General features: G+C 75.1%; 22 protein-coding genes and 1 other RNA gene. 10 read left to right on the forward strand and 13 right to left on the reverse strand.

Annotation, left to right across the window (positions count from 1 at the left end):
- Positions 1-112: 112 nt before the first annotated feature.
- Together HL054_RS01615 and HL054_RS01620 are read right to left on the reverse strand one after the other, a co-directional pair.
- On the reverse strand, positions 113-1,618 hold the full coding sequence (locus tag HL054_RS01615) for an MFS transporter (RefSeq protein ID WP_369136940.1): 1,506 nt from the start codon (positions 1,616-1,618) through the stop codon (positions 113-115).
- Between the two features lie 139 nt (positions 1,619-1,757).
- Positions 1,758-2,390, reverse strand: coding sequence for a TetR family transcriptional regulator (locus HL054_RS01620; RefSeq protein WP_369137961.1), 633 nt, complete (start codon positions 2,388-2,390; stop codon positions 1,758-1,760).
- Between the two features lie 93 nt (positions 2,391-2,483).
- Between HL054_RS01620 and HL054_RS01625 the strand changes: the two genes are divergently transcribed.
- The 4 genes from HL054_RS01625 (at position 2,484) to HL054_RS01640 (ending at position 7,012) form a co-directional block, all read left to right on the forward strand.
- The gene (locus tag HL054_RS01625) at positions 2,484-3,356 is read left to right on the forward strand and encodes an SCO6745 family protein (protein ID WP_369136941.1); all 873 of its coding nucleotides are present in this window, start codon (positions 2,484-2,486) and stop codon (positions 3,354-3,356) included.
- 88 nt (positions 3,357-3,444) lie between these two features.
- On the forward strand, positions 3,445-5,067 hold the full coding sequence (locus tag HL054_RS01630) for an SLC13 family permease (RefSeq protein ID WP_369136942.1): 1,623 nt from the start codon (positions 3,445-3,447) through the stop codon (positions 5,065-5,067).
- Positions 5,068-5,324: 257 nt separating this feature from the next.
- Entirely contained in the window at positions 5,325-6,476 is a 1,152-nt protein-coding gene (locus tag HL054_RS01635) for a magnesium and cobalt transport protein CorA (protein ID WP_369136943.1), read from the forward strand.
- A 2-nt stretch (positions 6,477-6,478) separates the two neighbouring features.
- Positions 6,479-7,012 (forward strand): GNAT family N-acetyltransferase, encoded by a 534-nt coding sequence (locus HL054_RS01640; RefSeq protein ID WP_369136944.1) that lies wholly within the window; start codon positions 6,479-6,481, stop codon positions 7,010-7,012.
- 12 nt (positions 7,013-7,024) lie between these two features.
- Here HL054_RS01640 and HL054_RS01645 read toward each other — a convergent pair whose 3' ends face one another.
- Entirely contained in the window at positions 7,025-7,453 is a 429-nt protein-coding gene (locus HL054_RS01645; protein WP_369136945.1) for an ester cyclase, read from the reverse strand.
- A gap of 177 nt (positions 7,454-7,630) precedes the next feature.
- Between HL054_RS01645 and ssrA the strand changes: the two genes are divergently transcribed.
- Positions 7,631-8,006: a transfer-messenger RNA gene (gene ssrA, locus HL054_RS01650) on the forward strand.
- 245 nt (positions 8,007-8,251) lie between these two features.
- Here ssrA and HL054_RS01655 read toward each other — a convergent pair.
- The 7 genes from HL054_RS01655 to HL054_RS01685 all read right to left on the reverse strand — a co-directional run bounded on the left by HL054_RS01655 (position 8,252) and on the right by HL054_RS01685 (position 17,612).
- The gene (locus HL054_RS01655; RefSeq protein WP_369136946.1) at positions 8,252-9,736 is read right to left on the reverse strand and encodes an esterase/lipase family protein; all 1,485 of its coding nucleotides are present in this window, start codon (positions 9,734-9,736) and stop codon (positions 8,252-8,254) included.
- Positions 9,729-11,393 (reverse strand): CHAT domain-containing protein, encoded by a 1,665-nt coding sequence (locus HL054_RS01660; RefSeq protein WP_369136947.1) that lies wholly within the window; start codon positions 11,391-11,393, stop codon positions 9,729-9,731. The genes HL054_RS01655 and HL054_RS01660 overlap by 8 nt, the downstream gene beginning before the upstream one ends.
- 925 nt (positions 11,394-12,318) lie before the next feature.
- Positions 12,319-13,011 (reverse strand): NADPH-dependent F420 reductase, encoded by a 693-nt coding sequence (locus tag HL054_RS01665; RefSeq protein WP_369136948.1) that lies wholly within the window; start codon positions 13,009-13,011, stop codon positions 12,319-12,321.
- Between the two features lie 51 nt (positions 13,012-13,062).
- Positions 13,063-14,097: a 5-methyltetrahydropteroyltriglutamate--homocysteine methyltransferase gene (locus HL054_RS01670; protein WP_369136949.1), complete on the reverse strand. Its 1,035-nt coding sequence runs from the start codon at positions 14,095-14,097 to the stop codon at positions 13,063-13,065.
- Positions 14,098-14,133: 36 nt separating this feature from the next.
- On the reverse strand, positions 14,134-16,665 hold the full coding sequence (locus HL054_RS01675; RefSeq protein WP_369136950.1) for an FtsX-like permease family protein: 2,532 nt from the start codon (positions 16,663-16,665) through the stop codon (positions 14,134-14,136).
- Between the two features lie 3 nt (positions 16,666-16,668).
- Positions 16,669-17,427: an ABC transporter ATP-binding protein gene (locus HL054_RS01680; RefSeq protein WP_440347909.1), complete on the reverse strand. Its 759-nt coding sequence runs from the start codon at positions 17,425-17,427 to the stop codon at positions 16,669-16,671.
- Positions 17,424-17,612 (reverse strand): hypothetical protein, encoded by a 189-nt coding sequence (locus tag HL054_RS01685; protein WP_369136951.1) that lies wholly within the window; start codon positions 17,610-17,612, stop codon positions 17,424-17,426. The genes HL054_RS01680 and HL054_RS01685 overlap by 4 nt, the downstream gene beginning before the upstream one ends.
- Before the next feature lie 159 nt (positions 17,613-17,771).
- Between HL054_RS01685 and HL054_RS01690 the strand changes: the two genes are divergently transcribed.
- Positions 17,772-19,019 (forward strand): sensor histidine kinase, encoded by a 1,248-nt coding sequence (locus HL054_RS01690; RefSeq protein ID WP_369136952.1) that lies wholly within the window; start codon positions 17,772-17,774, stop codon positions 19,017-19,019.
- A complete protein-coding gene (locus tag HL054_RS01695) occupies positions 19,007-19,666 on the forward strand; it encodes a response regulator (RefSeq protein ID WP_369136953.1) in 660 nt (219 codons plus the stop codon). Before HL054_RS01690 ends, HL054_RS01695 begins: the two co-directional genes overlap by 13 nt.
- A gap of 15 nt (positions 19,667-19,681) precedes the next feature.
- Here the strand turns inward: HL054_RS01695 and HL054_RS01700 are convergent, their stop codons facing one another.
- Together HL054_RS01700 and HL054_RS01705 are read right to left on the reverse strand one after the other, a co-directional pair.
- Positions 19,682-20,419, reverse strand: coding sequence for an ABC transporter permease (locus HL054_RS01700; protein WP_369136954.1), 738 nt, complete (start codon positions 20,417-20,419; stop codon positions 19,682-19,684).
- Complete coding sequence (locus HL054_RS01705; protein ID WP_369136955.1) at positions 20,416-21,306, reverse strand: ABC transporter ATP-binding protein; 891 nt, start codon at positions 21,304-21,306, stop codon at positions 20,416-20,418. The genes HL054_RS01700 and HL054_RS01705 overlap by 4 nt, the downstream gene beginning before the upstream one ends.
- Before the next feature lie 130 nt (positions 21,307-21,436).
- On the opposite strand from HL054_RS01705, the gene HL054_RS01710 reads away from it, so the two are divergent.
- Both HL054_RS01710 and HL054_RS01715 read left to right on the forward strand, forming a co-directional pair.
- A complete protein-coding gene (locus HL054_RS01710) occupies positions 21,437-22,558 on the forward strand; it encodes a sensor histidine kinase (RefSeq protein WP_369136956.1) in 1,122 nt (373 codons plus the stop codon).
- Positions 22,555-23,193 (forward strand): response regulator, encoded by a 639-nt coding sequence (locus tag HL054_RS01715; protein WP_369136957.1) that lies wholly within the window; start codon positions 22,555-22,557, stop codon positions 23,191-23,193. Before HL054_RS01710 ends, HL054_RS01715 begins: the two co-directional genes overlap by 4 nt.
- Before the next feature lie 43 nt (positions 23,194-23,236).
- Here the strand turns inward: HL054_RS01715 and HL054_RS01720 are convergent, their stop codons facing one another.
- On the reverse strand, positions 23,237-24,427 hold the full coding sequence (locus HL054_RS01720; RefSeq protein WP_369136958.1) for a serine hydrolase domain-containing protein: 1,191 nt from the start codon (positions 24,425-24,427) through the stop codon (positions 23,237-23,239).
- 128 nt (positions 24,428-24,555) lie between these two features.
- Here HL054_RS01720 and HL054_RS01725 point away from each other — a divergent pair, with 128 nt between their 5' ends.
- Positions 24,556-25,557 carry an aldo/keto reductase family protein gene (locus HL054_RS01725; RefSeq protein WP_369136959.1) on the forward strand — a complete coding sequence of 334 codons (1,002 nt, stop codon included), beginning with the start codon at positions 24,556-24,558 and terminating at the stop codon, positions 25,555-25,557.
- Positions 25,558-25,572: the final 15 nt, after the last annotated feature.

Genomic DNA, 25,572 nt, shown 5'->3' on the forward strand with positions numbered 1-25,572 from the left:
GCCGGCCCGGGGAGCCCGGACCGGCCGTCGCCGTGTCACGCAGGGGCAGAGATGGCCGTGTTCGCCCCCCGCAGGAGGGGTGAACACGGCCATCTTCGCAAGGGAGGGGAGGTCAGACGGCCATCGCGGTCTCGGCCGGCAGGTCGTCCTTCTTCGCCGAGATCAGCACCGCCGCGATCACCAGGGCGACGGCGAGGAACACCGCGCCCCAGAGGAACGCCACGTGGTATCCGTGCACGAACGCCTCACCGGGCGCCTCGCCGGGGTTGTCGGCCAGGTGACCGGTGACCGCCGAGGCGTAGAAGGTGCTCAGCAGGGCCAGGCCGAGGGAGCCGCCGACCTGCTGGGAGGTGTTCAGCACCGCCGAGGCGATGCCGGCGTCGTGCTCGCCGATGCCGACCAGCGCGGTGCTGGACGCCGGGACGAAGACCGCCGCCATGCCGAAGCTGATGGCGATCTCGGCGGGCAGCACCTCGGTGACGTAGGCGCTGGTCGACTCGATCTGGGTGAGCCACAGCATCCCGAGCACGCCCAGGGCCAGCCCGACCAGGATCAGCGGGCGCGGCCCGACGCGGGGCAGCAGCTGGGAGACGATGCCGGCGCCCAGGATGATCCCGCCGCTGAAGGGCAGGAACGCGAACCCGGACTCCAGCGGGCTGTAGCCCAGGGTCTGCTGGAAGTAGAAGGTCAGGAACAGGAAGATCGCGAAGATCCCCGCGCCGACCAACAGGAAGACCAGGTACGAGCCACCGCGGTTGCGGTCCAGGACGACGCGGAGCGGCAGCAGCGGGTGGCTGGCGCGGCGCTCGTAGAGCACGAACGACACCAGCAGCACGGCCGCGGCGGCGAGCAGGCCCAGGGTGACCGGGTCGGTCCAGCCCACGCCCTCCTCGGCGGCCTTGCTGAACCCGTAGACCAGGCTGACCAGGCCGAGGGTGGACAGCAGCGCCCCCGGGACGTCGTAGCGCCGGTCGCCGGTGGCCCGGCTCTCCTTCACCAGCACGACCGCGAACACCGCGGTGACGGCGGCGATCGGCACGTTGATGCCCAGCGTCCAGCGCCAGGACGCGTACTCGGTGAGCACGCCGCCGAGGATCAGGCCGATGGCCGCGCCGCCGCCGGAGATGGCACCGAAGACCGCGAAGGCCCGCGCCCGCTCCTTGGCGTCGGTGAAGGTGACGGCGAGCAGCGACAGCGCGGCCGGCGCGAGCAGCGCGGCGAAGGCGCCCTGCAGACCGCGGGCGGCGAACAGGAGCTCCTGGTTGGGCGCGATGCCGCCGAGGGCGGAGGCGCCGGCGAACCCGGCCAGGCCGACGAGGAAGGCGCGCTTGCGGCCGATGAAGTCCGCGATCCGGCCGCCGAGCAGGAGCAGGCCGCCGAAGGCGAGGGTGTAGGCGGTGACGACCCACTGGATGTTCGCGGCGCTGATGCCGAGGTCGGCCCCGGCGTCGGGCAGCGCGATGTTCACCACGGAGACGTCGAGCACGATCATCAGCTGGGCGATGGCGATGACCGCCAGCGCGGCCCAGCGGCGGGGGTCCGGGCCGGCGTCCGGAGCGGGTCTGCCCAGGTCGGGGAGCTCCGTCCCGGGTGGGGTGGTGAGGCTGTCTGCGGGCATGGCAGAGCCGTCCTTCCTGCGCGTCGCGCAGTGCGTGGGGGGTGGCGGGCGTGCGCCCAGGGACGGCCGGCGCCGGTGCGCGGTCGTCGTCCTGTGCGGGGAGGCCGGCGGCGGTGCCGGCCGATGAGGGTGGTGCGGGTCAGCCCACGGGCTGTGCGAGTCCTGCGCCGGCCCAGCGCAGGCAGGTCCGCACGGTGTCCCGCAGCGTGTCGACGGAGTCGTCCGGGTCCCAGGCCTCGACCGCGGTGATGAACGCGGCCATGGAGACGTTGAGCAGCAGCGTCGTCCTGAGGTCGTCGCCGTCGGGGAGGCGGCGGGCGATCCAGGCCCTCAGGTCGGGGGCGAAGCTGTCGCAGGTGCCCCGGGCCGACTGGATGAGCCCGGGGTGCTCCACGAGCAGCCGCTTCTGCACCGGCAACCACTCGGGCAGCAGCTCGGTGATGTCGAGGAACAGGTCGGTCAGTGCCTCCCACAGCGGCTGGTCGCTCGCCTCGGCATCGACCAGGGCGCGCCACTGCTGGAGTTCCTGCGGGTCGAACTCGAAGGCGACTGCTTCCTTGCTGGGGAAGTAGCTGAAGAACGTCGTGCGCGAGACACCGGCCTCCTTGGCGATGTCCTCGACGCTGACGGCGTCGTAGCCGCGCTCGCTGATCAGGCGCAGCGCGGTGGAGCGGATGGTGCGCCAGGCCTCGAGCTTCTTGCGCTCCCGATGCCCCATGACGACGTCGACCGGACAGCGCGGACTGCTCGCCGCCTTGACCGTCTTCCTCATCACGCCCCCACCGTAGGCCGAAACCTGAACTGAGTACAAGTATTTACTGCGTCAAGTTTTCTCGACGTTCACCCGGCGGCTACGGTCAGCGCCATGGTCAGCGTCGATCAGCCCAGTCTGGACCTGCGTCTCGTGGCCCGCACGCACAGGCGGCTGGAGCCGCTGCACTCCCAGGTCTACTTCGCCCCGGAGACCGGGGAGCGCCTCACCGCGGCCGGCCTGCGCCCCGGTCGGATGGGCTACTTCGCCGGCCGCGCGGCCCCGCTGGGGGCGGTCGGGCCCGGCGTCGTGACGGCGACCTTCTACAACTTCGCGCCGTCGGTGGTCGCCCGCCACCTGCCCCGCGCGTGGACCCTGGCCGACCCCGAGCAGGTGCTCGCCGCCCGGCACGACGCCGCGCGGGCCTCGCTCACCCGCCTGCTCGGCGACGACGTCCCGACCGCGGACGTCGCCGAGCTGGCCGAGCTGCTGCGCGAGGCGTGCGGCGCGCTGACCCCGGAGGGCCGGCCGCTGTACGCCGCGCACGCCGACCTGCCCTGGCCGGCCGACCCGGTGCTGCAGGTCTGGCACGGGGTCAGCCTGCTGCGCGAGCACCGCGGCGACGGGCACGTCGCCGTCCTGCTGCGGCACCGGCTGACCGGGCTCGAGGCGCTGGTCACCCACACCCTCACCGGCCGGGGCTTCACCCGGGAGACCGCCCAGCTGAGCCGCGGCTGGTCCGCGGCGGAGTGGGACGCGGCCGCCGGCGGGCTCGCCGACCGCGGCCTGGTCGCCGACGGCGCATTGACCCCGGCGGGCATCGCGCTCCGGGAGGCGCTGGAGCAGGAGACCGACGAGCTGTCCGCGGCGCCGTTCGCGCACCTGGGCACCGAGCGCACCGAGCGGGTCGGCGAGCTCGCCGCCGCGCTCACCGGCCGGGTGCTGGCCGCCGGCGCCTTCCCGGCCGGGGTCTTCGCCACCCGCTGACCCCGGCGCCGGACGGCGCGTCGGACCCGGTCGACGGCGGCTCCGCCGGTCCCTAGGGTCTGGTCCCACATCCAGCCGTGGAGGGACGATGACCACCACCGAGCGCGGTCCGCAGCAGCCCGAGCGGACGGACGTCGACGCGGCGTTCCTCGGCTCGGCGACCTACCGGAGCCTGGGGGAGCAGACCCTCAGCCCGGCCGAGGAGCGGTTCGAGAAGGGCCGCCGCACGATCGGCCTCTTCCTCGCCCCGCTCGTCACGCTGGTGGTGGCGCTGGTGCCGCTGGACCTGCCCCGGCAGCAGCACCTGCTGGCCGCGGTGCTGCTCGGCGTCATCGTGCTGTGGATCACCGAGCCGGTGCCGATCCCGATCGGCGGCCTTATCGGCATCGGGGCGATCGTCGTGCTCGGGGTCGTGCCGGCCGACGAGGCGGTGGCGCCGTTCGGCTCGACGACGGTGTTCACCTTCATCGGCGCCTTCATCCTGGCCCAGGCGATGCTCCGGCACGGGCTGGCCCGGCGGTTCGCCATGTTCGTGCTGTCGCTGCGCTGGGTCGGGACCTCGACCTACCGGGTGGTCATCGCGTTCGGCGCGATCACCGCGCTGCTGTCCGCCTTCGTGTCGAACACCGCGACGGTGGCGATGCTGCTGCCCACGGCGATCGGCATCCTCTCGGTGATCGCCAAGCTGCTGCAGAGCAAGGGCATGGTCGAGCAGGACTTCGACCCGCTGCGCCTGCGGGTGGGCGTGGCGCTGATGCTGATGCTGGCCTACGGCGCCAGCGTCGGCGGGCTGCTCACCCCGGTCGGCACGCCGCCGAACCTGATCGGCCGCGGCCTGATCGAGGAGGCCACCGGCGAGCGGATCAGCTTCCTGGACTGGATGCTGATGGCCGCCCCGATCTGCCTGCTGATGTTCTGCGCGCTGGCCTTCGTGCTGCTGCTGCTCAACCGCCCCGAGATCCGGCGGATCGAGGGCGTGAACGAGTACGTCCGCGCCGAGCGGGCCGAGCTAGGGCGGTTCTCGGTCGCCGAGCGCAACACCCTCATCGCGTTCGGCACCACCGTCTTCCTGTGGATCTTCCCCGGCCTCATCGCGCTGACCGCCGGCACCGAGTCCAGCGTCTACGAGACGGTCAGCGGCCGGCTGAACGAGGGCATCGTCGCCGTCCTCGGTGCCTCGCTGCTCTTCGTGCTCCCCACGAACTGGAAGGCCCGGGAGTTCACCCTGGTCTGGAGCGACGCTGCCAAGATCGACTGGGGCACCGTGGTGCTCTTCGGCACGGGCATCGTCTTCGGCTCGCTGCTCGACGACACCGGCCTGGCGCTGACCATCGGTGAGGGGTCCGCCGACCTGCTCGGGCTGACCAGCACGTTCGCCATCACGGTCTTCGCGGTGGTGCTGGCGATCATCATCTCCGAGACGACCAGCAACACGGCCTCGGCCGCCGTGGTGGTGCCGATCATCATCCCGGTGGCGCTGGCGGCCGGGGTGAACCCGTTCGTGCCCGCACTGGCGGCGACCTTCGCGGCGTCCTTCGGCTTCATGCTGCCGGTCTCGACGCCGCAGAACGCCATCGTCTACGGGTCCGGCGTCGTCCCGATCACCAAGATGATCCGCAGCGGGTTCTCCTTCGACGTCCTCGGGGCGCTGCTCATCGTGGTGGTGCTGCCGGTGATGATCGACCTCGTGCTGGGGACCCCGGGCGGCTGACCGGCACCGGGAGTTCACCACCCGGACGGGGAGTGGACGTACCGGTCCGCCGCGGCCCGTGTCACGATGGACGACGGCCCGCGCCCTCGCCGGGTACCCAGACGTCGGGAGGTGACCGGGCAGATGCGCACCGAGCCCCCCAGTCACAGTCCCGAGGTCCCCCCTCGCTGACGCCCCCGGTCCGCTCCTGAACCGGGGGAGCGCGCGTGCGGGGACCGCTCTGCTGCCCCGCTCCAGCGCCCTCCCGGGAGTCCGCCGTGACCGATCGTCGCCGTACCTCGCGCAGCGCACCGCGCGCCGCGCTGTCCACCCTCACCCGACGTACGCGCCCGGTCGCCGCGCCGCGCCCGCCGGAGCGCGCCGTCGCGGTGCCGGTCGAGCGGCCGTCCCGGGTCGTCGACAACGCCGTCTACGCCGCCGGACGGCGGATCGCCACCCCCGCCTCGCCGGCGGAGAGCCACGAGTGGCTGGACGACGGCTACGGCGACCGGATGGTCTGGCTGGGGCTGTACCGGCCCGACCCCGCCGAGCTGGGCGAGCTCGCCGAGCAGTACCGGCTGCCCGACCTCGCCGTCGAGGACGCGATCCAGGCCCACCAGCGGCCGAAGTTCGAGCGGTACGGCGACACGCTGTTCGTCGTCCTCAAGGCCGCCCGGTACCTCGACGCCAAGGAGGAGGTGGAGTTCGGCGAGCTGCACCTGTTCCTCGGCAAGGACTTCGCCATCACCGTCCGGCACAGCGAGTCGCCGGACCTGTCCCGGGTGCGCCGCCGGCTGGAGAGCTCCCCGGACCTGCTGGCCCGCGGCAGCGAGGCGGTGCTCTACGCGATCCTGGACGCCGTCGTCGACGGGTACGCCCCGGTCGTGGCCGGGCTGGAGAACGACATCGACGAGATCGAGGTCGAGGTCTTCAGCGGCGACCCGGGTGCCTCCCGGCGCATCTACGAGCTGTCCCAGGAGGTCGTGGACTTCCAGCGCGCCGCCCAGCCGCTGAACGGGATCCTCGCTGCGATCACCGCCGGCTTCGAGAAGTACGGCGTGGACGAGGAGCTGCGCAGCTACCTGCGCGACGTCGCCGACCACGTCACCCAGGTGGTCGAGCGGGTCGAGGGCTTCCGGCTGCAGCTGCGCGACATCCTCACCGTGAACGCGACGCTGGTCGCCCAGCGGCAGAACGAGGAGATCCGCGAGCTGACCGAGACCTCGCTCGCGCAGGGCGAGGAGGTCAAGAAGATCTCCGCGTGGGCGGCCATCCTGTTCGCCCCGACGCTGGTCGGCACCGTCTACGGGATGAACTTCACGCACATGCCCGAGCTCGACTGGCGGTTCGGCTACCCGATGGCCGTGGTGCTGATGGGCCTGGTCAGCGTGGTGCTGTACGCGGTGTTCAAGCGGCGCGACTGGATCTGAGCATGACCGACGTGCTGCGGGCGGCCCCACCGGAGACGCTGGTGTCCGAGGGCGTCGTCCTGCGGGCGATGACGGCGGCGGACTGGGCGCTGGAGCAGGCGCTGTCCGAGGACCCGACCGTCATCCGGTGGACGACGCACCCGCCGCACCTGACCGAGGAGGCCGCGCGGCAGCGGATGGCCGAGGTCGCCGAGCGGGCCCGGGCGCGGGTCGGCCAGCGCTACGCGGTCTGCTCGCCGGACGGCGAGGCGCTCGGGATGGCGGCGCTGACCGTGGAGCGCTCGCCGGAGCCGGCGGTCGGCTACGCGCTGCTGCCGGCCGGCCGCGGCCGGGGGATGGCCGTCGCGGCGGTGCGGCTGATGACCGACTGGCTGCTCTCCGTGGGGCACCCGTGCGTCCGGCTCGGCATGCTGCCGGACAACGAGGCCAGCGCCCGGGTCGCCGCCCGGGCCGGGTACGCCGACCTCGGCGTGACGACGGCGCCGCGGCCCGACGGCACCCTGTCGTCGGTGCGGTGGTGGGAGCGCCGGGCCTGACCCGCCCTCGCCTCACGCCGGTGCCACCGCGGTGAGCTGGGCGAGCAGGCCGGCCTGGTCGTCGTTGCGCCACCACTCCGCGATCCGGCCGTCGTCGAGCCGGTAGACGTCGGTCCCGCCCCAGCGGACGGGCCGGCCGGTGGCCGGGACGCCGGCGAGCTCGCCGGTGTGCACCCCGGTGGCGGTCCACCGCACGACCACCCGGTCGCCGGCGGCCACGACGTCGTCCACGGTGACGTGCAGGTCGCCGAGGACGGTGCGGAGGCCGCGGAACGCCGCGCGCAGCTCCTCGATGCCCACGGTTTCCGGGGAGTCGCCGGGGGTGGCGGCGTGCACCCGCACGTCGGCGTTCACGTGGTCGTCGAGGAGGTCGGCGCGGTGCGCGTTGACGCACGTGTCGACGAGGCGGCGGACGGCGGCGACGTTCTCCTCCGGTGTCATGGCCCGGACCTCCGCGGGACTCGTGGCCGCCGACGGGCGACCGGCACCGGAGATGGTCCGCCCGGCCCGTCGTGGAGCGGCCCGGCGTCGTCGCGGCCCGGACGGCGACACGGCGTGGCGGCACCGGGGGAACACGACCGGGCGGCGGCCCGTTACGCTCACTGCACAACTCAACAGGGGGGCGATTGGTCTCGACTGCGGTCGGGTGACCAGGGGAAGCGAGCCGAGGAAGGCAACGATGAGCTCGTTAACCACGCGTTGCAAAAAACACAAGCGCCGACTCCAGTCAGCGCGACTTCGCTCTCGCTGCCTAACAGCAGCTAGGCGAGTCTGTCAGCCCGGGTTCGTCATCGACCCGGATCCTGGCATCAGCTAGATGACTCACTGCACGTACCGGTCGCGGGTACGTGCGGGACACCAAACAGTGACTGGGCCCGTCACACCGACTTGTTCGTGGGATCGGTGGGGTCGAGCAGAGACAGAGCGGACTGCGCTCGGAGAAGCCCTGGTGATGCGTCGCAGGACGCGGGTTCGATTCCCGCCGCCTCCACCCCCCGGGTCCTGGTTGAACGCCGGGACCCTAGTTGGCGAAGAGCCGGGTGCCACCGCTGTCAGCGGTGGCACCCGGCTCTTCGTGTGTACGGGCCTGCGGAGGACGGTCCGCTTGGCCACCGAGGGGCCGTCCGCCTGGTGCCCTGCTCGCGTCCAGTCGTGCCACCCCGCGGAGGGCAGCAGCGAGGCGAGCTCCGATGGACGACAGACACCTCTTGATCACGAGTCGGCCGCTCAGCGCACCGGCTAGGGCAGCCAGCGGAGCAGCGCCTCCCGCACGTCGGCGTCGTAAAAGTACCCGGAGTGGCCGATGCCGGTGGTGACCGGCAGCTGCAGCGGGTCGGCGATGGGGAACAGCGACGAGCCGTTGGCGCTGAACGTGCCGGCCGTGGGAACGACGAGGTCGTTGGACCGGCCCCCGAACACCCGGTCGGCCAGTGCATCGGCGGCCCACGCCTTCAGGCCGGGCTGGACCGGTTCGAAGTCCGACGCCACGGCGAAATAGGTCGGCGCGTTCTCGACCGCGGCGTTCAGCCGTCGGAGCATCCAGCTGTCCGGCTCCATGGCCATGAGCCCAGGCAGGGCCTTGGCCACCCCCACGGCCAGCTCCTTCACCACCGCGACGAGCATCTCGAAGACGTCCAGCACGGCGATGTCCGGCAGCGCGCTGAGCAGGTTGGTGTACGCGTCGACGAGGTCTCCGAGATGGGTGGGCGAGGCCAGGTGCGTGCCGGCGTTCGGCGTGGCGGCGAGCACTGCGCGCCGGACGGAGACCGTCCGGTCCGCCGGACCGAGCGCACCCTCCGCCAGGCACCGGGTGACCAGCCCGCCGCGCGAGTGCGAGACGACGTCGACCTGCGCCTCGGTCCCCCTCGGCAGGTGGTCGAACAGCCACTCGATGTTGGCCACCGGGTCGGCGTGCAGGGTCGGGTGGTCGAAGGCGAGCACCCGGCCCTCGTAGCGGCGCGACAACTGCTCGAACGTCGACGGGCCGGTGCTGTCGTCGAGCAAGCCCGCGAAGGCCGACCGAGCCCGGCTGAAGGTGCCGTGAACGAGCAGCAGGGCGGGCGCTCCGAGCAGCTCGGCCAGCTGTTCCGCCGTGGCTTCGGGTGGGTCGGCGAGCGTGAGGTTCTCTGCGGTGGCGAGGAAGAGGCGGTAGGGCCGGTGGCGCTGCTCCCACCGCTCGACGAAGTGCTCGCCGACGCGGCCCACCGCCTCGTCCACCAACGGGAAGACCAGGATCCGCAGCACCGTCCGACCGAGGAACCCGAGTGGTCCGCGGGTGCTGCTGTCGCCGGCCGTGGACGTCTGCAGCACCCGGCGGGGCAGCTGGTAGACCACGGTGTCCCCGCCGCGACCGGCCGGCCCGGGCGCGGCCGCCGCGGGGACGTGCCAGGTGGACGTCCCCCAGGCGTCCTCGACCAGGGCCACCTGGGCCAGGCCCGTTCCGGCGGCCGGCGCGGTCAGCTCCACCGGGGCGTCGGCGCCGCGTCCCCCGCGGGCCCCGCCACCTCCCGCTGCCTCGCGCACGCCGGTCAGCACGGCGGTCTGGAACTCCGTGACGCCGTGGGCGTCGAGCGCCGCGCCCAGGGCGGCCGAGGGCAGGTCGGCCGACCCGCGCCCGCCAGGGACCCCGGGGACGGCCATCTCCGCGCTGCCGGAGAAGCCCGGCGTCCTGAGCACCAGCCGGCCGAGGGCCACCGGGGTGCCGCTGGGGTCCAGCTCAGGCATCGAGCGCCTCCCGCGCGAGCCGGGTCACCCCGAGCCGGGGGTGACCGAAGAAGAGGTAGGCGAGGTGGGTCTCCGGCACGTCGGTCCCTGGGCGCCCGTACTGGCGCTCGTCACGGAAGAAGTCGGCTGGTTGGACCCCGTCCTGGAAGACCGCCCGGTAGAACCGTGCGGCGATGTCGCGGGCGATGCGGTCGTCGACGGCCCACAGCGGCGCGATCACGGCGCATGCACCCGCGTCGAGGAAGGCGTCGGCCAGGCCCGCCACGTCACCGAGCATGGCGTCGCCGGCGCCGACCTGGCAGGCGTTGAGGAAGACCAGCGGTCCAGCCGCCAACTGCTCTCCCCGCACGAGCAGCGGATCGAGCATCTCGCCGTCGACGAGGACGAGGCCGTCCTCCTGGCCCGTCGGGTCGTACCGGCCGTGCACGGCGAAGTGGATGACATCGGCCGGCGGGAGCCCGCCCAGGCAGTCGAGGACCTCCTCGGTGCTGGCGTTCACGGGCACGCCGGCCCAGGCGCTCACCAGGTCCGCCGCTTCGGCCTCGGCCTCCTCGAGCCGCTGCCAGCCGGGCACCGCCTCGTAGGCACCGGAGACGACGGCCATCGCCTGGACGACGTGCGCGCTGGGCGGCGGGAAGCGCTTGCGCTCACTCAGCGTCCAGCGCCCCACCACCGCCTGGGCGCCGAGGAACTGCGGTCGCTGCGGGTCCCAGGCCTCGGGGAGCCAGACCAGCTCCCAGGGAACGTAGGCCTCCTGGGTGACGAGCAGGACGTGGGCAGGACGTCCTTGCTGCTCGGCGACTCCGGCGAGCGAGTCCAGGGCCGCGCGAACGGGTGCCGGCATCACGTCGGCGATCTGCTTGCCGACACCGGCGACGTAGCGCAGTGCCACCGCGCTGGCGCGGGGCTGGTCGAAGTACCGGATCACCCGCTTGAGGAAGTCCTGCGGACGGTCCCCCAGGGAACTGACCAACCGTTCCGGTGCGGGCCGAACGGCGGCGTGCGGCGAGGTCCAGGTCCACATCAGGCCGGTCTCCCCCGGCGCGTCGCCCCGGGCGATGACCAGGGTGAGGTCCGGGACGTCGTCGGTGGCGTCGACCGCGACGTCGGAACCGCTGGCGAGCGATCGGGCGACCACCGGCGTGCCAGCCGGCTCGACGACCACCGATCTGCTGGCGACGCCGAGGATCTGGCCGGCGAGCTTGTAGACCGCCAGGATCGAGCGGCCGGCCGCCAGGTCGCCGGTCAGCGCGCGGAGCCGGATCTCATGCTCGGGGAACGGCTGTCCCGGGATGACGACCAGCTCCAGCTCCGCCGAGCTGCCGGGCTCGAGGACGAACCCGTCGAAGAGCACGTGGACCGACAACGTGTACGGCGTTCGCAGCGTCTCGGAGGTCAACGTCAGCCGGTCACCGACGACTCCGTGCTGCCGCTGCCCGGACAGACCCACCCGCAAGGAGAACACCTGGTTGGCGGCCACCCGGTCGACGCACTCCAACCGGGCGAAAGGAGCCTCGTCCGGCGAGGCCGCGTCGGGCGAGACCTCGTCCGGCGAGACCTCGTCCGGCGGGCCGAGGAACGCGGGGAGGTCGGTCAGCGTGCTGTCGTCGGGCTCCAGCCGGCGCACCAGTTGTTCCTCGGGCACCGGCACGGCCATCGCCGGCGGCGGTAGCCAGACAGCCGGCTCCTCGTCCGACAAGGGCTTGCGATCCGGTCGCGGCTCCTGCGGAGAACGCAGCGGAGGCGGGACGGCTGGTGCGGCCGGCGGTCGAGAGGGCCGTGGCTGCGTTGGCCGGGCCGCCGGTGGACCAGCAGCAGGTGGAGGAACCCGCCGGTCGGCGCTCCCTCCCCACGTCGGTGGACCCGCCGGTCGATCGTCGGGCCGGTATCCGGGCGGGAAGGAGTGGCTGCCGGTGTGCTCCTCTCGGCGGCGGCGGGGCGCTCCCCGGGACGGCGGCACCTCCGTGTCGCGTCGCGACCTATATGACGCATCGCCGTAGGGGCGGCCCGGGTCCGTCTCGTCGCGACGTGCAGGCGCGTCGACACGACCGGGACGAGTCGGCCGGGCGGCGTCCTGCCCCCACTCCAGCGCACGAGCGAGGCGGCGGTGGAAGTCCTCGGTCAGGGCGCGATGGCTGAGCATGAGCTCCAACAGGCGGGCACCGCCGTCGTAGCCCTGTGCTGGGTGGTCTCCGAGCGCCTGCGCCAGGAGTGCGTAGGGCGACTCGCGGTGCGCGCGCCACCTCGACGGGTGGTCGGCGTGATCACGGACCATCTCGCCGGCGATCCGACGCAGCAGCCGCTCCAGGTCCACGCACCCACCCCCGCCGGCGCCCCGTTGCCCGAGCGAACCCTGGCACAGCCGGCACCGCCGGTCGAGGGGACAGCCATCCAGCTCGGACTGGACCAGGAGCGTGCGAGGGCCTGCTCGTCCTCCCTGCGTACGGCAAGGCGGTGCGGGCTCGGGATCGCTACCGACACAACGACGACCTGGTGCGGGCGAACGCCGTGCGCGGAGTGCCAGCTGGACCCGCTCCGGCTGGCAGTCCGCGCACGCCGTCGCGGCTGCGAGGAAGCGGTCGTCACATGTCGCGGTAGCGGACGGCGGCGGCCAGCAGCTCGGTGAGGGTGGACCGGGTGACCTGCTGCCCGGGTCCGTTCGGGGCGTCCGGCCCGGGGACGGCGTACGGCATGACGTAGGCCGCGGTGTCGCGCTGGAACCGCCAGCCCTCGGCGAGCGGGCCGACGTCGTGGGCGTCGTAGCCGATCGAGTCGAGGAACGCCGTCACGGTCTGCTTGGCCTGCTCGTCGTCCCCGGCGATCGGCAGGACCGACCGCTCCGGGTCACCCGCGGGCCGCTGCAGGACGCCGAGCTGGGCGACGTAGATGGAGTTGAACGCCTTCACCACGTGCGACTCCGGCAGGTGGGCCTGCAGCAGCTCGCCGGTCGTCGTCGACTCGTCGTCGAGCTCGGCGATGCGCCCGTCGCGGTCGGGGTAGTAGTTGTTCGTGTCGATGACGACCTTGCCGCGCAGCGGCTCGACCGGCACCTCCCGGTAGGCCTCGAGCGGCACGGTCACCACGACGAGGTCGCCGGCCGCGCCGGCCTCGGCGGCGGTGGCCGCCCGGGCGCGCGGGCCGAGCTGGGCGACGAGGTCGCCGAGGGTCTCGGGTCCGCGGCTGTTGCTGAGCACGACGTCGTGGCCGGCGTCGACCGCGAGCCGGGCGACGGTGCTGCCGATGTTGCCGCTGCCGATGAGTCCGATGGTGGTCATGCCGGGGGCAAGTGCCGCGCCGGGGCGGTCATTCCCCGGCGCGGCACCACCTCACAGCTCGGCGCGCAGCAGCTCCGCCGCCTGCGCGAGGGACCGCATCTTGCCCGCGGCCGACTCCCGCGGCAGGTACTTCAGCCCGCAGTCGCTGGACAGCACCAGCGTCTCGACGTCCACGTGGTCCAGTGCGCGGCGCACCCGGTCGGCGACGACCTCGGGGGTCTCCACCTCGGGCGTGGACAGGTCCAGCACGCCGAGCGCGACGCCCTTGCCGCGCAGCGGCGCCAGGGTCGCCGGGTCCAGTCCCGACTGCGCCGTCTCGATGGAGATGGCGGCGGCCGGCACGTCGGCCAGCTGCGGCAGCACCGAGTAGCCCTCGGGCCGGTCGGCCACCATCGCCGCGTAGCCGAAGCAGACGTGCACGTGCACCGGGCCGGGGGCGCCCTCCAGCGCGGCGGTGAGCACCTCGACCCCGTAGCGGCGGGCCACCTCGGGCCGGGCCTGCAGCCACGGCTCGTCCAGCTGCACGATGTCGGCGCCGGCGGCGAACAGGTCGGCGATCTCCGCCTTCACCACCTCGGCGTAGGCCAGCGCCAGCGCGCGGTCGTCGCCGTAGTGGTCGTCCTGCGCCTGCTGCGCCATGGTGAACGGCCCCGGCACGGTGATCTTCACAGCCCGGTCGGTCTGGGCGCGCAGGAAGCGGACGTCCTCGACCTGCACCGGCGCCGGACGCCGGATCTCGCCCACCACCCGGGGTGCGGGGATGTCGATGCCGGACCGGTTGCGCACCGAGCCGGGGTGGTCCAGGTCCAGCCCCTCCAGCGCGGTGGCGAAGTGGTTGGAGTACGACTCCCGCCGGATCTCGCCGTCGCCCACGATGTCCAGCCCGGCCCGCTCCTGCGCCCGGATGGTGGCCAGCGTGGCGTCGTCCTGCGCCTCCTGGAGGAACTCCGGGGGCACCCGCCACAGCTCCTTGGCCCGGACCCGCGGCGGGAACTGGTGCCCGAGCCGGTCCCGGTCGATGAGCCAGTCCGGCTGGGGGAGACTGCCGACGACGGTCGTGGGCAGCGGGGGGAGCGAGGGTGGCATCTGTTTCCTCCTGGGGACGCGATCGGCTCGATCCTCCTACCCGGCGTGCGACAGGGCCGACGCGGGCTCCGCGCGCAGCGCCCGCCGGGTGGGCAGCTCGGTGGTCAGGACGGCGATGGCCGCCACGACGAGCGCCGCGGCCGGCGCCAGCCAGACCGGCCCGGCCGGCCACGGCCGGCCCAGGAACCCGATGCCCAGCGCGAGCAGCGGGACGGCGGACAGCGCCAGCCCGGCGGCCAGCGAGACGCCGGTGAGGACCGCCGCCTCCCGCCGCATCATCGAGCGCACCTGCCGGGGCGTGCTGCCGGTCAGCCGCAGGACGGCGATCTCGCCCCGCCGCTGCGAGGTGACCGCCACCAGCTTGTTCACGATGCTCAGCAGCAGGTAGCCGACCAGCACCGAGACGGTGGCCAGGTTCAGCCACACCTCGCCCGGGGCGTCGGCCAGCGAGGTCTCCCGGGGCGCGGCGTCGCCGAGGGTCAGCCCGGGCCGGTCGGCGACCAGCGCGGCCAGCCCCTCGCGGGCCGCGGCGCTGCCGTCGGTGCGCACCAGCAGCTGCTGGGCGAGCCCGGCGGAGGTGTGCCCGGCGGCGAGGTCGGCGGCGAGCACCACCGGCCCGAACCCGAGGGTGCGGTCGTAGACGGCGACCACCCGGGCCTCGACCGGCGCGCCGTCGCCGAGCACCAGCTCGACGGACTCGCCGAGGCCGGCGTCGCGGGAGCGGGCCACGTCGCTGCCCACCGCGACGGTGGCGCCGGTGAGGTCGGCCAGGGCGCCGTCGCGGACGTCGAGGTCGAGCACCCGGGCCGCGGCGGGGTCGGCCACCAGCGCCGACCCGGACTCCACGGTCGGCTCGCCCAGCTCGGAGTACTCCCAGGCGACGGTGGTGGTGCCGGTCGGCACGGCCGCGGTGACGCCGGGCAGGTCGGCCACCTCGGCCGGCAGGTCACCGGGGACCCCGCCGAGCGCCCCGGCGCCGACGCTGTGCTGCGCGAGGGTGCCGGTCTGCAGGTCGCGGGCCCCGGCGCTGATCAGCGTGGTCGTGCTCAGCACGTAGGTGAGCGCGAAGACGACCACCATGGCCAGGCTCGACACCACGCCGGCGACCCGGGTGGTGTAGCCGCGCAGGTTGGCGACCGCCAGCCAGCTCGGCGCGGACAGCTGCGCCGGCAACCGGGGGGCGACGACGTCGCCGGCCCAGCGCAGCACGGCCGGCCCGGCCAGGGCCGCCCCGATGGCGCCGACCAGCCCGGCCAGCGGGACCAGCGCCGCACCCAGGTCGCTGCGGACGAACAGCGGGGTCGTGCCGAGCACGGTCGCGGCGACGACGAGCAGCCCACCGACCAGCGTGCGCACCCGGGAGGGGCTGCGCGGCTCGGTGCGCGACTCGGCGACCGCCTCGGTCGCCGGCAGCCGGGACGTCCGCCAGGAGGCGCCCAGGGCGGACACCCAGACGACGGCGGCCAGCAGCAGCACGGCGGCGAGCCCGGGCAGCGGGCTGACCGTGAGCGGCAGCGCGGCCGGCAGCATGCCGACGTCGACCAGCAGCCGGCGCATCTGCCCGGCGAGCAGGAAGCCGAGCGCGACCCCCGGGACCACGGCGAGCGCGGCGACCACCATCGCCTGGTCGGTGGCCAGCCGGCGGACCTGGCGCGGGGTGGCTCCCACCGCGCGCAGCAGCGCCAGCTCGCGGCGCTGGCCGGCGATGGAGACGCCGAGCGCGCCGGCCACCGCGAACCCGACGACGAGCAGCACGATCCCGCCCAGCGACCCGGACAGCAGCAGCAGGAGCGGCCGGGCCGCGGCGGCACCGGGTTCGCCGAGGTCGCCGCGGTCGTCGCCGGTGGCGACCACCAGCCCGCTGCCCGCCACCAGGTCGGCGGCGGCGTCGGCGACCCGGTCGGTGGCGCCGGGCTCGGTGCGCAGGCCGACCAGGTCGACCTGGCCGGCGGCCGCCGCCCCGGCCTGCGCCGCGAGGTCGGCCGCGGTGTCGTCGGCGAAGAAGACCCCGGGGGCGTCGACCAGGGCCGACACCGTCCAGGTGCCCGTCTCCCCGGCCGCCACCACGGTGACGTCGTCGCCGGTGGCGACGCCGGCGGCCGCGGCGAGGTCGCGGGACAGCGCCACCTCGGCCGGCCCCTCCGGCGGGGTGCCCTGGGTGCGGGCGTCGGTGGCCAGGCCGGTGGAGGACCAGCCGTGGCCGGCGGTCGCGGGGTCGGGCACCGGCACCACCGCGCCGGCGTCGTCCACGAGGGCGGCGGGGAAGCCGAGGTCGCCGACGGCGGCCGTGACGCCGGGCAGCGCGGCGAGCTCACCGACCAGCTCGGCCGGGACGCGGGACCGTTCGGGCAGCGCGACCGGCAGGTCCCCCGGCACGCCGAGGGTCTGGTCGGCGGCGACGACGACGTCGGCGGCGGCGAGCCGGCCGGCGGCCACGTGCGAGCGGAGCCCGGACTCGGTCAGCACGCCGGTGCCGGTGACCAGGGCGGCGCCGCCGAGCACGGCGCAGGCGACGGCGAGCAGCGCGACGAAGCGCGAGCGGACCATCCGGACGGCGAGGTGCAGCACGGCTCAGCCCTGCCCGAGGGTGACGAGGCGGTCGGCGAGCTGGGCGGCGGTGGGCCGGTCGACGGTGTCGACGACCCGGCCGTCGGCCATCACCACGGCCCGGTCGGCGTGCGCGGCGGCGCCGGGGTCGTGGGTCACCATCACCACGGTCTGGCCCAGCTCGTCGACGGACTCGCGCAGCAGCTCCAGGACGGCGCGCGCACTGCGCAGGTCCAGCGCGCCGGTCGGCTCGTCGGCGAAGACCACAGCGGGCCGGGCGACCAGCGCGCGGGCGATCGCGGCCCGCTGCTGCTGCCCGCCGGACAGCTCGGCCGGCCGGTGGTCCAGCCGGCCGGTCAGCCCGACCCGCTCGACCAGCTCCTGCAGCCAGGCCCGGTCGGGCGCCTGCCCGGCCAGCCGCAGCGGCAGCGTGATGTTGTCGGCGACGGTGAGGGAGGGCACCAGGTTGTAGGCCTGGAACACGAAGCCGATGCGCTCGCGGCGCAGCTCGGTGCGCCGGGTCTCGTCCAGCCCGGCGATCTCCCGGCCGTCGACCAGGATGCTGCCGGTGGTCGGGGTGTCCAGGCCGGCGGCGACGTGCATCAGGGTGCTCTTGCCCGACCCGGAGGGGCCCATGACGGCGAGGAAGGCGCCGGCCGGGACGGTCAGCGACACGGTGTCCAGCGCGCGGACGCCGCCGGGGTGCACCTTGCCCACCCCGGTCAGGACGATGGCCGGCGCGCGGTCGGTGGTCTGCGGGAGCGTGCCCGCCGCGACGCTCACCGCCGGTTCCGCAGCTGGGCGGCGGTCAGGGCGGCGATGCAGACGGCGGCGAGCAGACCGAGGCCGAGGTGCACCGCCAGCGGGGCGCCGGCGAGCGAGGCGACGGTGTTGCCCACCACGCAGACGACGAGCACCACCCAGCTGAGCGTGGGGAGGGATCGGGAGCGGGTGGAGGGCTGGGGCACGGGAGGGGCTCCTGGCGGTGGTCGGGTGGGACGACGTCCATCCTCGGGACGGCGGGACCCCGTTCCGAGCCCGTGACCTGCCCTCTTCGGGTACAGCAGGCTGTACTCCTGGGCCGTCGGGCTGTCCCTGCCTCGTCCCGCGACCTAGCGTCTGCAGCCGTGGCGCAGCAGCGGAGCGGGAGCAGGCGGGCGGGGCGGTCCCCGCTGGTCGCCGCCCTGGTCGCGCTCGAGCAGCTGCCCGGTGCGCTGGGCACCGCGCTGCTGGCCCTCGGGGTGCTCGTCTTCGGGCTGCTGGTCGCGGTCGCCTGCCTGGTCGGCGTCGGGCTGCTCGCCGCGCCGGCGGCCGTCCGGGGGCTGCACGCCGTCGCGGACCGGGAGCGCTCGCGGCTGGGCCGCTGGGGGCCGGAGGTCGTCTCGCCCGGGCCGCTCCCCGAGCGGCTCCGCGCGGCGGCGGCGGACCCGGCGACCCGGCGGGAGCTGCGCTGGCTGGTCGGTCACGGGACCGGCGGCCTGCTGCTCAGCGCGATCGTGGTGCTGCTGCCGATCTACGCCGTCCGCGACCTCAGCTTCCCGCTGTGGTGGTGGGCCGTGCCGCCCGGCGCGGCCAGCGACTCGCTCACCTTCTGGGACGTCCGGGAGTGGTCCGACGTCCCGCTGGTCGTCGGCCTCGGCCTCGCCTGGACGACGCTGAGCCTGCTGGTCACCCGCCCGGTCGCCGCGCTGCTGGCCGGCCGCGGCCGGCGGCTGCTGGACGCCGCCGACGTCGACCTGCCGCTGCGCATCGCCCAGCTGACCGCCACCCGGGCCGCCGCCCTGGACGCGCACGCCACCGAGCTGCGCCGGATCGAGCGGTCGCTGCACGACGGCACGCAGAACCGCCTGGTCGCCGTCACCGTGCTGCTGGGCGCCGCCCGCCGCGCGGTGCCGCGGGACCCGGCGGCGGCCGAGGAGATCCTGGAGCGGGCCCAGTCCGCGGCCGAGGACGCGCTGGCCGAGCTGCGCTCGGTGGCCCGCGGCATCCTGCCGCCGGTGCTCGCCGACCGCGGGCTGGCCGGCGCGCTCAGCGGCCTGGCGGCGACGTCGGCGGTGCCCTGCCAGGTCGCGGTCGACGTGCCGGTGCGGTGCGCGGCGTCGGTCGAGGCCACGGCGTACTTCCTGGTCGCCGAGGCGCTCACCAACGCCTCGCGGCACAGCGGCGCCACCCGGGTCGCCGTCGACGTCCGCTCCCGCGAGGGCCGGCTGGGCGTCCGGGTCACCGACGACGGCGCAGGCGGCGCGGTCGAGGGCGCCGGCTCCGGGCTCGTCGGCATCCGCCGCCGCGTCGAGGCCCACGACGGCACCCTGCAGCTGACCAGCCCGCCCGGCGGGCCCACCACCCTGACCGCGGAGCTGCCGTGCGGATCGTGATCGCCGAGGACGACCCGCTGCTGCGGGAGGGCCTCGCGCTGCTGCTGCGCGCCGAGCAGCTGGACGTCGTCGCCACCGCCGGCACCCCGGACGGGCTGCTGGCCGCGCTGGACGAGCACCTGCCCGACGTCGCGATCGTCGACGTCCGGATGCCGCCGACGCACACCGACGAGGGCATCGTGGCGGCCGTGGAGGCGCGGCGCCGCCGTCCGGAGCTGGCCGTGCTGGTGCTGTCGGCCTACGTCGAGCAGTCCTTCGCCACCGAGCTGCTCGCCGGCGGCGCCGCCCGGCTGGGCTACCTGCTCAAGGAGCGGGTCGGCCGGGTGGAGGAGTTCCTCGGGGCGCTGCACCGGGTGGCCGCGGGCGGGACGGCGATCGACCCGGAGGTGGTCGCGCAGCTGTTCGCCCGCACCCGCCCGGACAGCCGGCTGGACCGGCTCAGCCCGCGCGAGCGCGAGGTGCTCGCGCTGATGGCCGAGGGCCTGGGCAACACCGCGATCGGCGAGCGGCTGGTGGTCACCGACGGCGCGGTGCACAAGCACATCCGCAGCATCTTCGCCAAGCTCGACCTGCCGCCCGACGACCGCGCCGACCGCCGGGTCACCGCCGTCCTGCGCTACCTCGACGACGTCCGCCGCCGCTCGTGACGCGGGGTCCTCCCGCTAGGCGTCGCGCCGGCGGAGCACCCACCAGCCGGCCAGCACCGCGGCGAGCGCCCACAGCGCCAGCACGGCCAGCCCGGTCAGCGGCCCGAAGACGTCGACCGGCCGGGGGTGGAGGCGCACCGCGACCGCGCCGGCCCGGTCCGGCAGGAACACCGCCGCCCGCTGCAGCACCGGCACCAGCTCCAGCAGCGGTGAGACCAGGAAGAAGAACGGGATCAGCAGGGTCAGCGCACCGGCCTGGTCGCGCAGCACCATCGCCACGCCCGCGCAGAGGACCGCCAGCAGCGTCGGGTACAGCGTCGCCGCGACCGTCGAGCGGGTGAGGTCACCCACCGGCAGACCGGCCGGCCCGAGCACCGCCTGGGTGCCGACCACGCTGACCACCGCGGCCACCGCCGCGGCGGCGAACACCAGCCCCGCCACGACGACGACCTTGGCCAGCAGCAGGACGCCGCGGCGGGGGACCGCGAGCAGGGAGGTGTGCACCGTCGACCGGCTGTACTCGCCCGCGGTGAGCAGCACCGCCACCACGACCACCGCGACGTGGGCGAAGTTCAGGCCGTAGAAGGCGATCGTGCCGGCGTCGTAGCCGGGGCCGGCCGCCTCCTCCGCGCCCACGGCGGCGACCACGCCGATGCTGATGCCGGCGGCCGCGACCACGTAGGCCAGCAGCCCGGCGAGCACCGGGCGCAGCGAGGTCGCCTTGACCCACTCGGCGTGCACCGCCGCGATCACGTGTCCGCCCCCGCCGTCAGCTGCAGGAAGGCGTCCTCCAGCGACCGGCCCTCGTCGGCCAGCGAGAGCAGCGGCACCCCGTGCCGGGCGGCGAGCGCGCCGACGTCCTCCGCCCGGGCCCCGGAGACGCGCAGCGCGCCGTCCGGGTCGGTGGCCACCCCGGCCCCGGCCGCGGTCAGCAGTCCGCGGAGCCGGTCGCCCTGGTGGGTGCGCACCCGCACCGAGCGGGTGCCGTGCTCGGCGAGGAAGGCCGGCAGCGGGGTGTCGGCCAGCAGCCGGCCGCGGCCGATGACGAGCAGGTGGTCGGCGGTCCGGGCCACCTCGGCCATCAGGTGGCTGGAGACGACGACCGTGCGCCCCTCACCCGCCAGCCGCTGCAGCGACCCGCGCAGCCAGCGGATGCCCTCGGCGTCCAGGCCGTTGGTCGGCTCGTCCAGCAGCAGCACCGGCGGGTCGCCGAGCAGCGCGGCGGCGATGCCGAGCCGCTGCCGCATGCCCAGCGAGAAGCCCCCGACCCGCCGGCCGGCCGCCGGGCCGAGGTCGACCAGCGACAGCACCTCGGCCACCCGGCGCCGGGGGAGCCGGTTGCTGGCGGCCAGCCAGCGCAGGTGGTCCCGCGCGGTCCGGCCGGGGTGGGCGCCGCTGCTGTCGAGCAGCGCGCCCACCGCGCGCAGCGGCGCCGGCAGGTCGGCGTAGGAGGCGCCGTCGATGCGGGCGGTCCCGGTGGTGGGCCGGTCCAGCCCCAGCAGCATCCGCAGCGTGCTGGACTTGCCGGCGCCGTTCGGGCCCAGGAAGGCGGTGACCACCCCCGGGCGCACGTCGAAGGTCAGGTCGGCCACCGCCACCACGTCGCCGTACCGCTTGCCCAGCCCGCGCACCTCGATCACGTCCTGCTCCCGTCGTCCGGCATGCCACCACGCTGGCCGACGGGCGCGACCGGCACCTCCGTCGCGCGGTCCGACCACCTCCCTCTCGCGCGGGAGGCCACGGCGGACCCGGAGGCGGGATGCTGAGTGCGTGCGCAGGGTGCTCCGGCCGGTGACGAGCAGGACGACGTGGACGCGCGTGCTGCACCTGGCGGTGGGCCTGTGGGCGGCGGTCGCCTGCGCGATGGTCGCCCCGGGGCTGGAGGGCATGACGCCGCGGACGCTGCTCGGCCTGTACCTCGCCCCGCTGCCGCTGCTGGCCGTGCTCGCCGTCGTCCCGGCCGTCCGGCGCAGCGAGGGCGTGCAGGTGCGGGCGATGGTGCTGCCCGGCGACGACGACGTGACGGTGGAGGACTCCCGCACCTGGGCCGACCGCGGCCGGCTGCTGGTCTGGCTGTGCGTGCGCGTCTGGCTGGGGGTGCTCGCCGGGCAGCTCACCGCGCTGGCGGTCCGGCTCGCCCCGCAGGCCGGCCTGCCGGCGGCCGTCGTCCTCGGTGGGGCCCTGCTCTACGTGCTGGCCGCGCTCGGCGGGCTGCTCGCCGCCGCCGCCCGGCAGCTGCTGCACCCCTCGGCGGCGGAGCGGCTGGCGGCCCAGCAGCTGCGCACCGAGCGGCTGCTGCAGCGCACCCGGCTCGCCGGCGAGCTGCACGACTCGATCGGCCACGCCCTCACCGTCACGCTGCTGCAGGCCGGTGCCGCCCGCGAGCTCGCCGACCGCGACCCGGCGTTCGTCCGCGGCGCGCTGGCGGCCATCGAGGACACCACCCGGGCGGCCGCCGAGGACCTGGACCGGGTGCTCGGCTTGCTGCGCGGCTCGTCCCGCCCGCCGTCGGCCCCGACGCTGGCCGACGTCGACCGGCTGGTGCGCTCGGCCGAGGCGGCCGGTGCCCGGGTCGACCTGCAGGTGACCGGCGCGGTCGCGGCGCTGCCGGCGCCGCTGTCCCAGGAGGGCTACCGGATCCTCCAGGAGGCGCTCACCAACGCCCTCCGCCACGCGGGACCGGTGCCGGTGCGGCTGCGGGTCGACGTCGTCGGGCGGGAGCTCGCCCTCGAGGTGTGCAACCCGGTGCCGCCGGCGGCGCCGTCCGCCGCCGGCACCGGCAGCGGCGTCCGCGGGCTGCACGACCGGGCCGCCCTGCTCGGCGGGACGGCGGAGGCGGGCCGGTCCGCGGACGGGTGGCGGGTCGCCGTCCGGCTCCCGGTGCCGGCATGACCGTCCGGGTGCTGCTGGTCGACGACGAGGAGCTGGTGCGCAGCGGGCTGCGGGCAGTCCTGGGGTCGCGGGAGGACATCGAGGTCGTGGGCGAGGTCGCCGACGGTGCGGTGGTGGTGCCGGCGGTGGCCACGCTGCGGCCGGACGTCGTGGTGATGGACCTCCGGATGCCGCTGGTCGACGGGATCGCCGCCACCCGCGCGCTCCGCCGGCTGCCGGGGCAGGGCCCGCGGGTGCTGGTGCTGACCACCTTCGGCGACGACGGGAACGTGTACGCCGCGTTGCACGCCGGAGCCGACGGGTTCCTGCCCAAGCGGGCGCGCCCGGCCGAGATCGTCGACGCCGTCCGGGTGGTCGCGCGGGGGGAGAGCCTGCTGTTCCCCGCGGCGATCCGGGCGCTGGCCGGCCGGCAGGGCGGCAGCCGGGCGCTGCGGGTGGAGCTGACGGCGCGGGAGTCGGAGGTGCTGCTGCTGATGGCCCGCGGCCGGTCCAACGCCGAGATCGCCGCCGAGCTGTACCTGGGCCTGCAGACGGTGAAGACCCACGTCAGCAGCCTGCTGCGGAAGCTGTCGGCGCGGGACCGCACCCAGGCGGTCATCGCCGCCTACGAGTCCGGTCTGGTGCCGCTGGCGTAGGCCGGCCCCGGTCCGCGCCCGCGGACCGGGGCCGCTGCGGCGGTCAGCCGCAGAGCACCGCGTCCACGGTGGCCTCGACGGCCTCGGCCCGCTCGGTGGTGGTGGGCAGCGCGGTCACCGCGAGCACCACCCCCTCACCGCCGGGCAGCACCGCGCCGCGCGTCTCGGTGCCGGGGATGTCCCCGCCGTGGGTCCACGCGGTGCCGCCGCAGCTGAGCGTGAAGGTCTGCAGCCCCAGGCCGTAGGACTCGTCGCCGCGCACGGTCGCGCCGGGCGCCGGCACGGTGGTCTGCATCTCGGCCAGCATCGCCGGGCTCAGCAGCTCGCCGTCGACCAGCGCGGTGAAGAAGTCGAGCAGGTCGTCCGGGGTGGAGACCAGCTGGCCGGCGGCCCAGCCGAAGGAGGGGTCCTGGGTGGTGACGTCGGTCCAGGCGACGTCGGGCGCGGTCGCGAAGTAGCCCTGCGGGTGCTCACCGCGCAGCTCCTGCTCGCCCTCCAGCGGCCAGTAGGTGTCGTCCAGCCCCAGCGGCTCGATCACCCGGTCGGTGATGACCTCGCCGATCGGCCGGCCGGTGACCTCCTGGACCAGCAGCCCGGCGAGCACGTAGTTGGTGTTGCTGTACTCCCAGCCGTCCCCGGGGGCGAACAGGGCGGGCTGGGCGAGGGCGACGTCGAGCAGCTGGTGCGGCTCGACGTAGCGGTGCTGCACGGCGAGGTAGTCGGCGACCAGGACGTGGTCGTAGTCGGGCAGCCCGCTGGTGTGCTGCAGGAGCTGGCGCACGGTGATGGCGGCGCCGTCGCCGCCCGGACCGCGGACCAGGCCGGGCAGGTACTGCTCGATCGGCGCCTCGAGGTCGACCAGCCCCTCGTCGACCAGCTGGAGCACGACGGCGGCGGTGAAGGTCTTGGTGTTGCTGGCGATGCGCACCTGGCCGTCGACCGGCACCGGGGCGCCGGTGGTGAGGTCGCCGACGCCGGCGGTGAGGTCGTGCTCGGCGCCGTCCTCGTCGCGGACCGCGGCGAGCGCGCCGGGGAAGCCGCCGCCGGTGACCAGGGCGTCCAGCTGCTGCTGCACGGCCGGGTCCGGTGCGGTGCCGGCCGGGCTGCCGGCGGTGGCCGGGCTGAGCACGCCACCGACCCCCAGACCGGCGACGGCGGTGGCGGCGACGAGCAGCGTGGCCCAGGTGCGGCGGGCGACGGGCTGGGTGGCGGGCTCGGTGGCGGGCTGGGTCACGGGGACTCCTCCGGGACGGCGGTGGTGCGGACACCTCGAGCCTGTCCCGGGCGGGCCGGGTGATCGATCCTGCTGGCCGGACGGTCGAGGTGGTGCAGGCTGTACGACCCGCCGGGTAGGAAGGGCACATGGAGCACCGACACCTCGGCCGCAGCGGCCTCAAGATCAGCGAGCTCACCTACGGCAACTGGATCACCCACGGCGGCCAGGTGGAGGCCGACGCGGCGACCGCCTGCGTGCGCGCCGCGCTCGACGCCGGGATCACCACCTTCGACACCGCCGACGGGTACGCCGAGGGGCGGGCCGAGCAGGTGCTGGGCAAGGCGCTGGCCGGCGAGCGGCGCGGCGGCATCGAGATCTTCACGAAGGTGTACTGGCCGACGGGGCCCGGTGTGAACGACCGGGGGCTGTCCAGCAAGCACGTCCGGGAGTCGATCGAGGGCTCGCTGCGCCGGCTGGGCGTCGACTACGTCGACCTCTACCAGGCCCACCGCTACGACTACGAGACCCCGCTCGAGGAGACGATGGAGGCCTTCGCCGGCATCGTCCGCGCCGGGCAGGCCCTCTACATCGGGGTGTCGGAGTGGCGCGCCGAGGAGATCCGCGCCGCCAAGGTGCTGGCCGACGAGCTGCGGGTGCCGCTGGTGTCCAACCAGCCGCAGTACTCCGCGCTCTACCGGGTCCCCGAGGCGGAGGTCATCCCGACCTGCCGCGAGCTGGGGATCAGCCAGGTCGTCTTCTCCCCGGTCGCCCAGGGGGTGCTCACCGGCAAGTACCGGCCCGGGCAGCCGGTGCCGGAGGGGTCGCGGGCCACCGACACCAAGGGCGGCGGCGCGGACTTCATCTCCCGGTGGATGAAGGACGACGTGCTGGAGCGGGTGCAGCAGCTGCAGCCGATCGCCGCCGACCTGGGGCTGTCGATGGCCGCCCTGGCGCTCGCCTGGGTGCTGCAGGAGGAGAACGTGGCCGCGGCGATCATCGGCGCCAGCCGGCCCGAGCAGGTCGCGGACAACGCCGCGGCCTCCGGCGTCCGGCTCGATGACGACGTCAAGGCGCGGATCGACGAGGTGCTGGCCCCGGTCGCGCTGACCGACCCGGCGCTGACCCGGAGCCCGGACCCGCGCCCCTGACCGGCGGGCACGGAC

It is taken from the genome of Modestobacter versicolor (genome assembly GCF_041028285.1).
Lineage (GTDB): Bacteria > Actinomycetota > Actinomycetes > Mycobacteriales > Geodermatophilaceae > Modestobacter > Modestobacter versicolor_A.

Coding starts and splice junctions, on each gene's coding strand:
- HL054_RS01625 (WP_369136941.1), top strand. CDS start 2,484: ATGGTCAGCGTCGATCAGCCCAGTCTGGACCTGCGTCTCGTGGCCCGC.
- HL054_RS01725 (WP_369136959.1), top strand. CDS start 24,556: ATGGAGCACCGACACCTCGGCCGCAGCGGCCTCAAGATCAGCGAGCTC.
- HL054_RS01665 (WP_369136948.1), bottom strand. CDS start 13,011: ATGACCACCATCGGACTCATCGGCAGCGGCAACATCGGCAGCACCGTC.
- HL054_RS01620 (WP_369137961.1), bottom strand. CDS start 2,390: ATGAGGAAGACGGTCAAGGCGGCGAGCAGTCCGCGCTGTCCGGTCGAC.
- HL054_RS01670 (WP_369136949.1), bottom strand. CDS start 14,097: ATGCCACCCTCGCTCCCCCCGCTGCCCACGACCGTCGTCGGCAGTCTC.
- HL054_RS01630 (WP_369136942.1), top strand. CDS start 3,445: ATGACCACCACCGAGCGCGGTCCGCAGCAGCCCGAGCGGACGGACGTC.
- HL054_RS01715 (WP_369136957.1), top strand. CDS start 22,555: ATGACCGTCCGGGTGCTGCTGGTCGACGACGAGGAGCTGGTGCGCAGC.
- HL054_RS01645 (WP_369136945.1), bottom strand. CDS start 7,453: ATGACACCGGAGGAGAACGTCGCCGCCGTCCGCCGCCTCGTCGACACG.
- HL054_RS01640 (WP_369136944.1), top strand. CDS start 6,479: ATGACCGACGTGCTGCGGGCGGCCCCACCGGAGACGCTGGTGTCCGAG.
- HL054_RS01660 (WP_369136947.1), bottom strand. CDS start 11,393: ATGGCCGTGCCGGTGCCCGAGGAACAACTGGTGCGCCGGCTGGAGCCC.
- HL054_RS01615 (WP_369136940.1), bottom strand. CDS start 1,618: ATGCCCGCAGACAGCCTCACCACCCCACCCGGGACGGAGCTCCCCGAC.
- HL054_RS01655 (WP_369136946.1), bottom strand. CDS start 9,736: ATGCCTGAGCTGGACCCCAGCGGCACCCCGGTGGCCCTCGGCCGGCTG.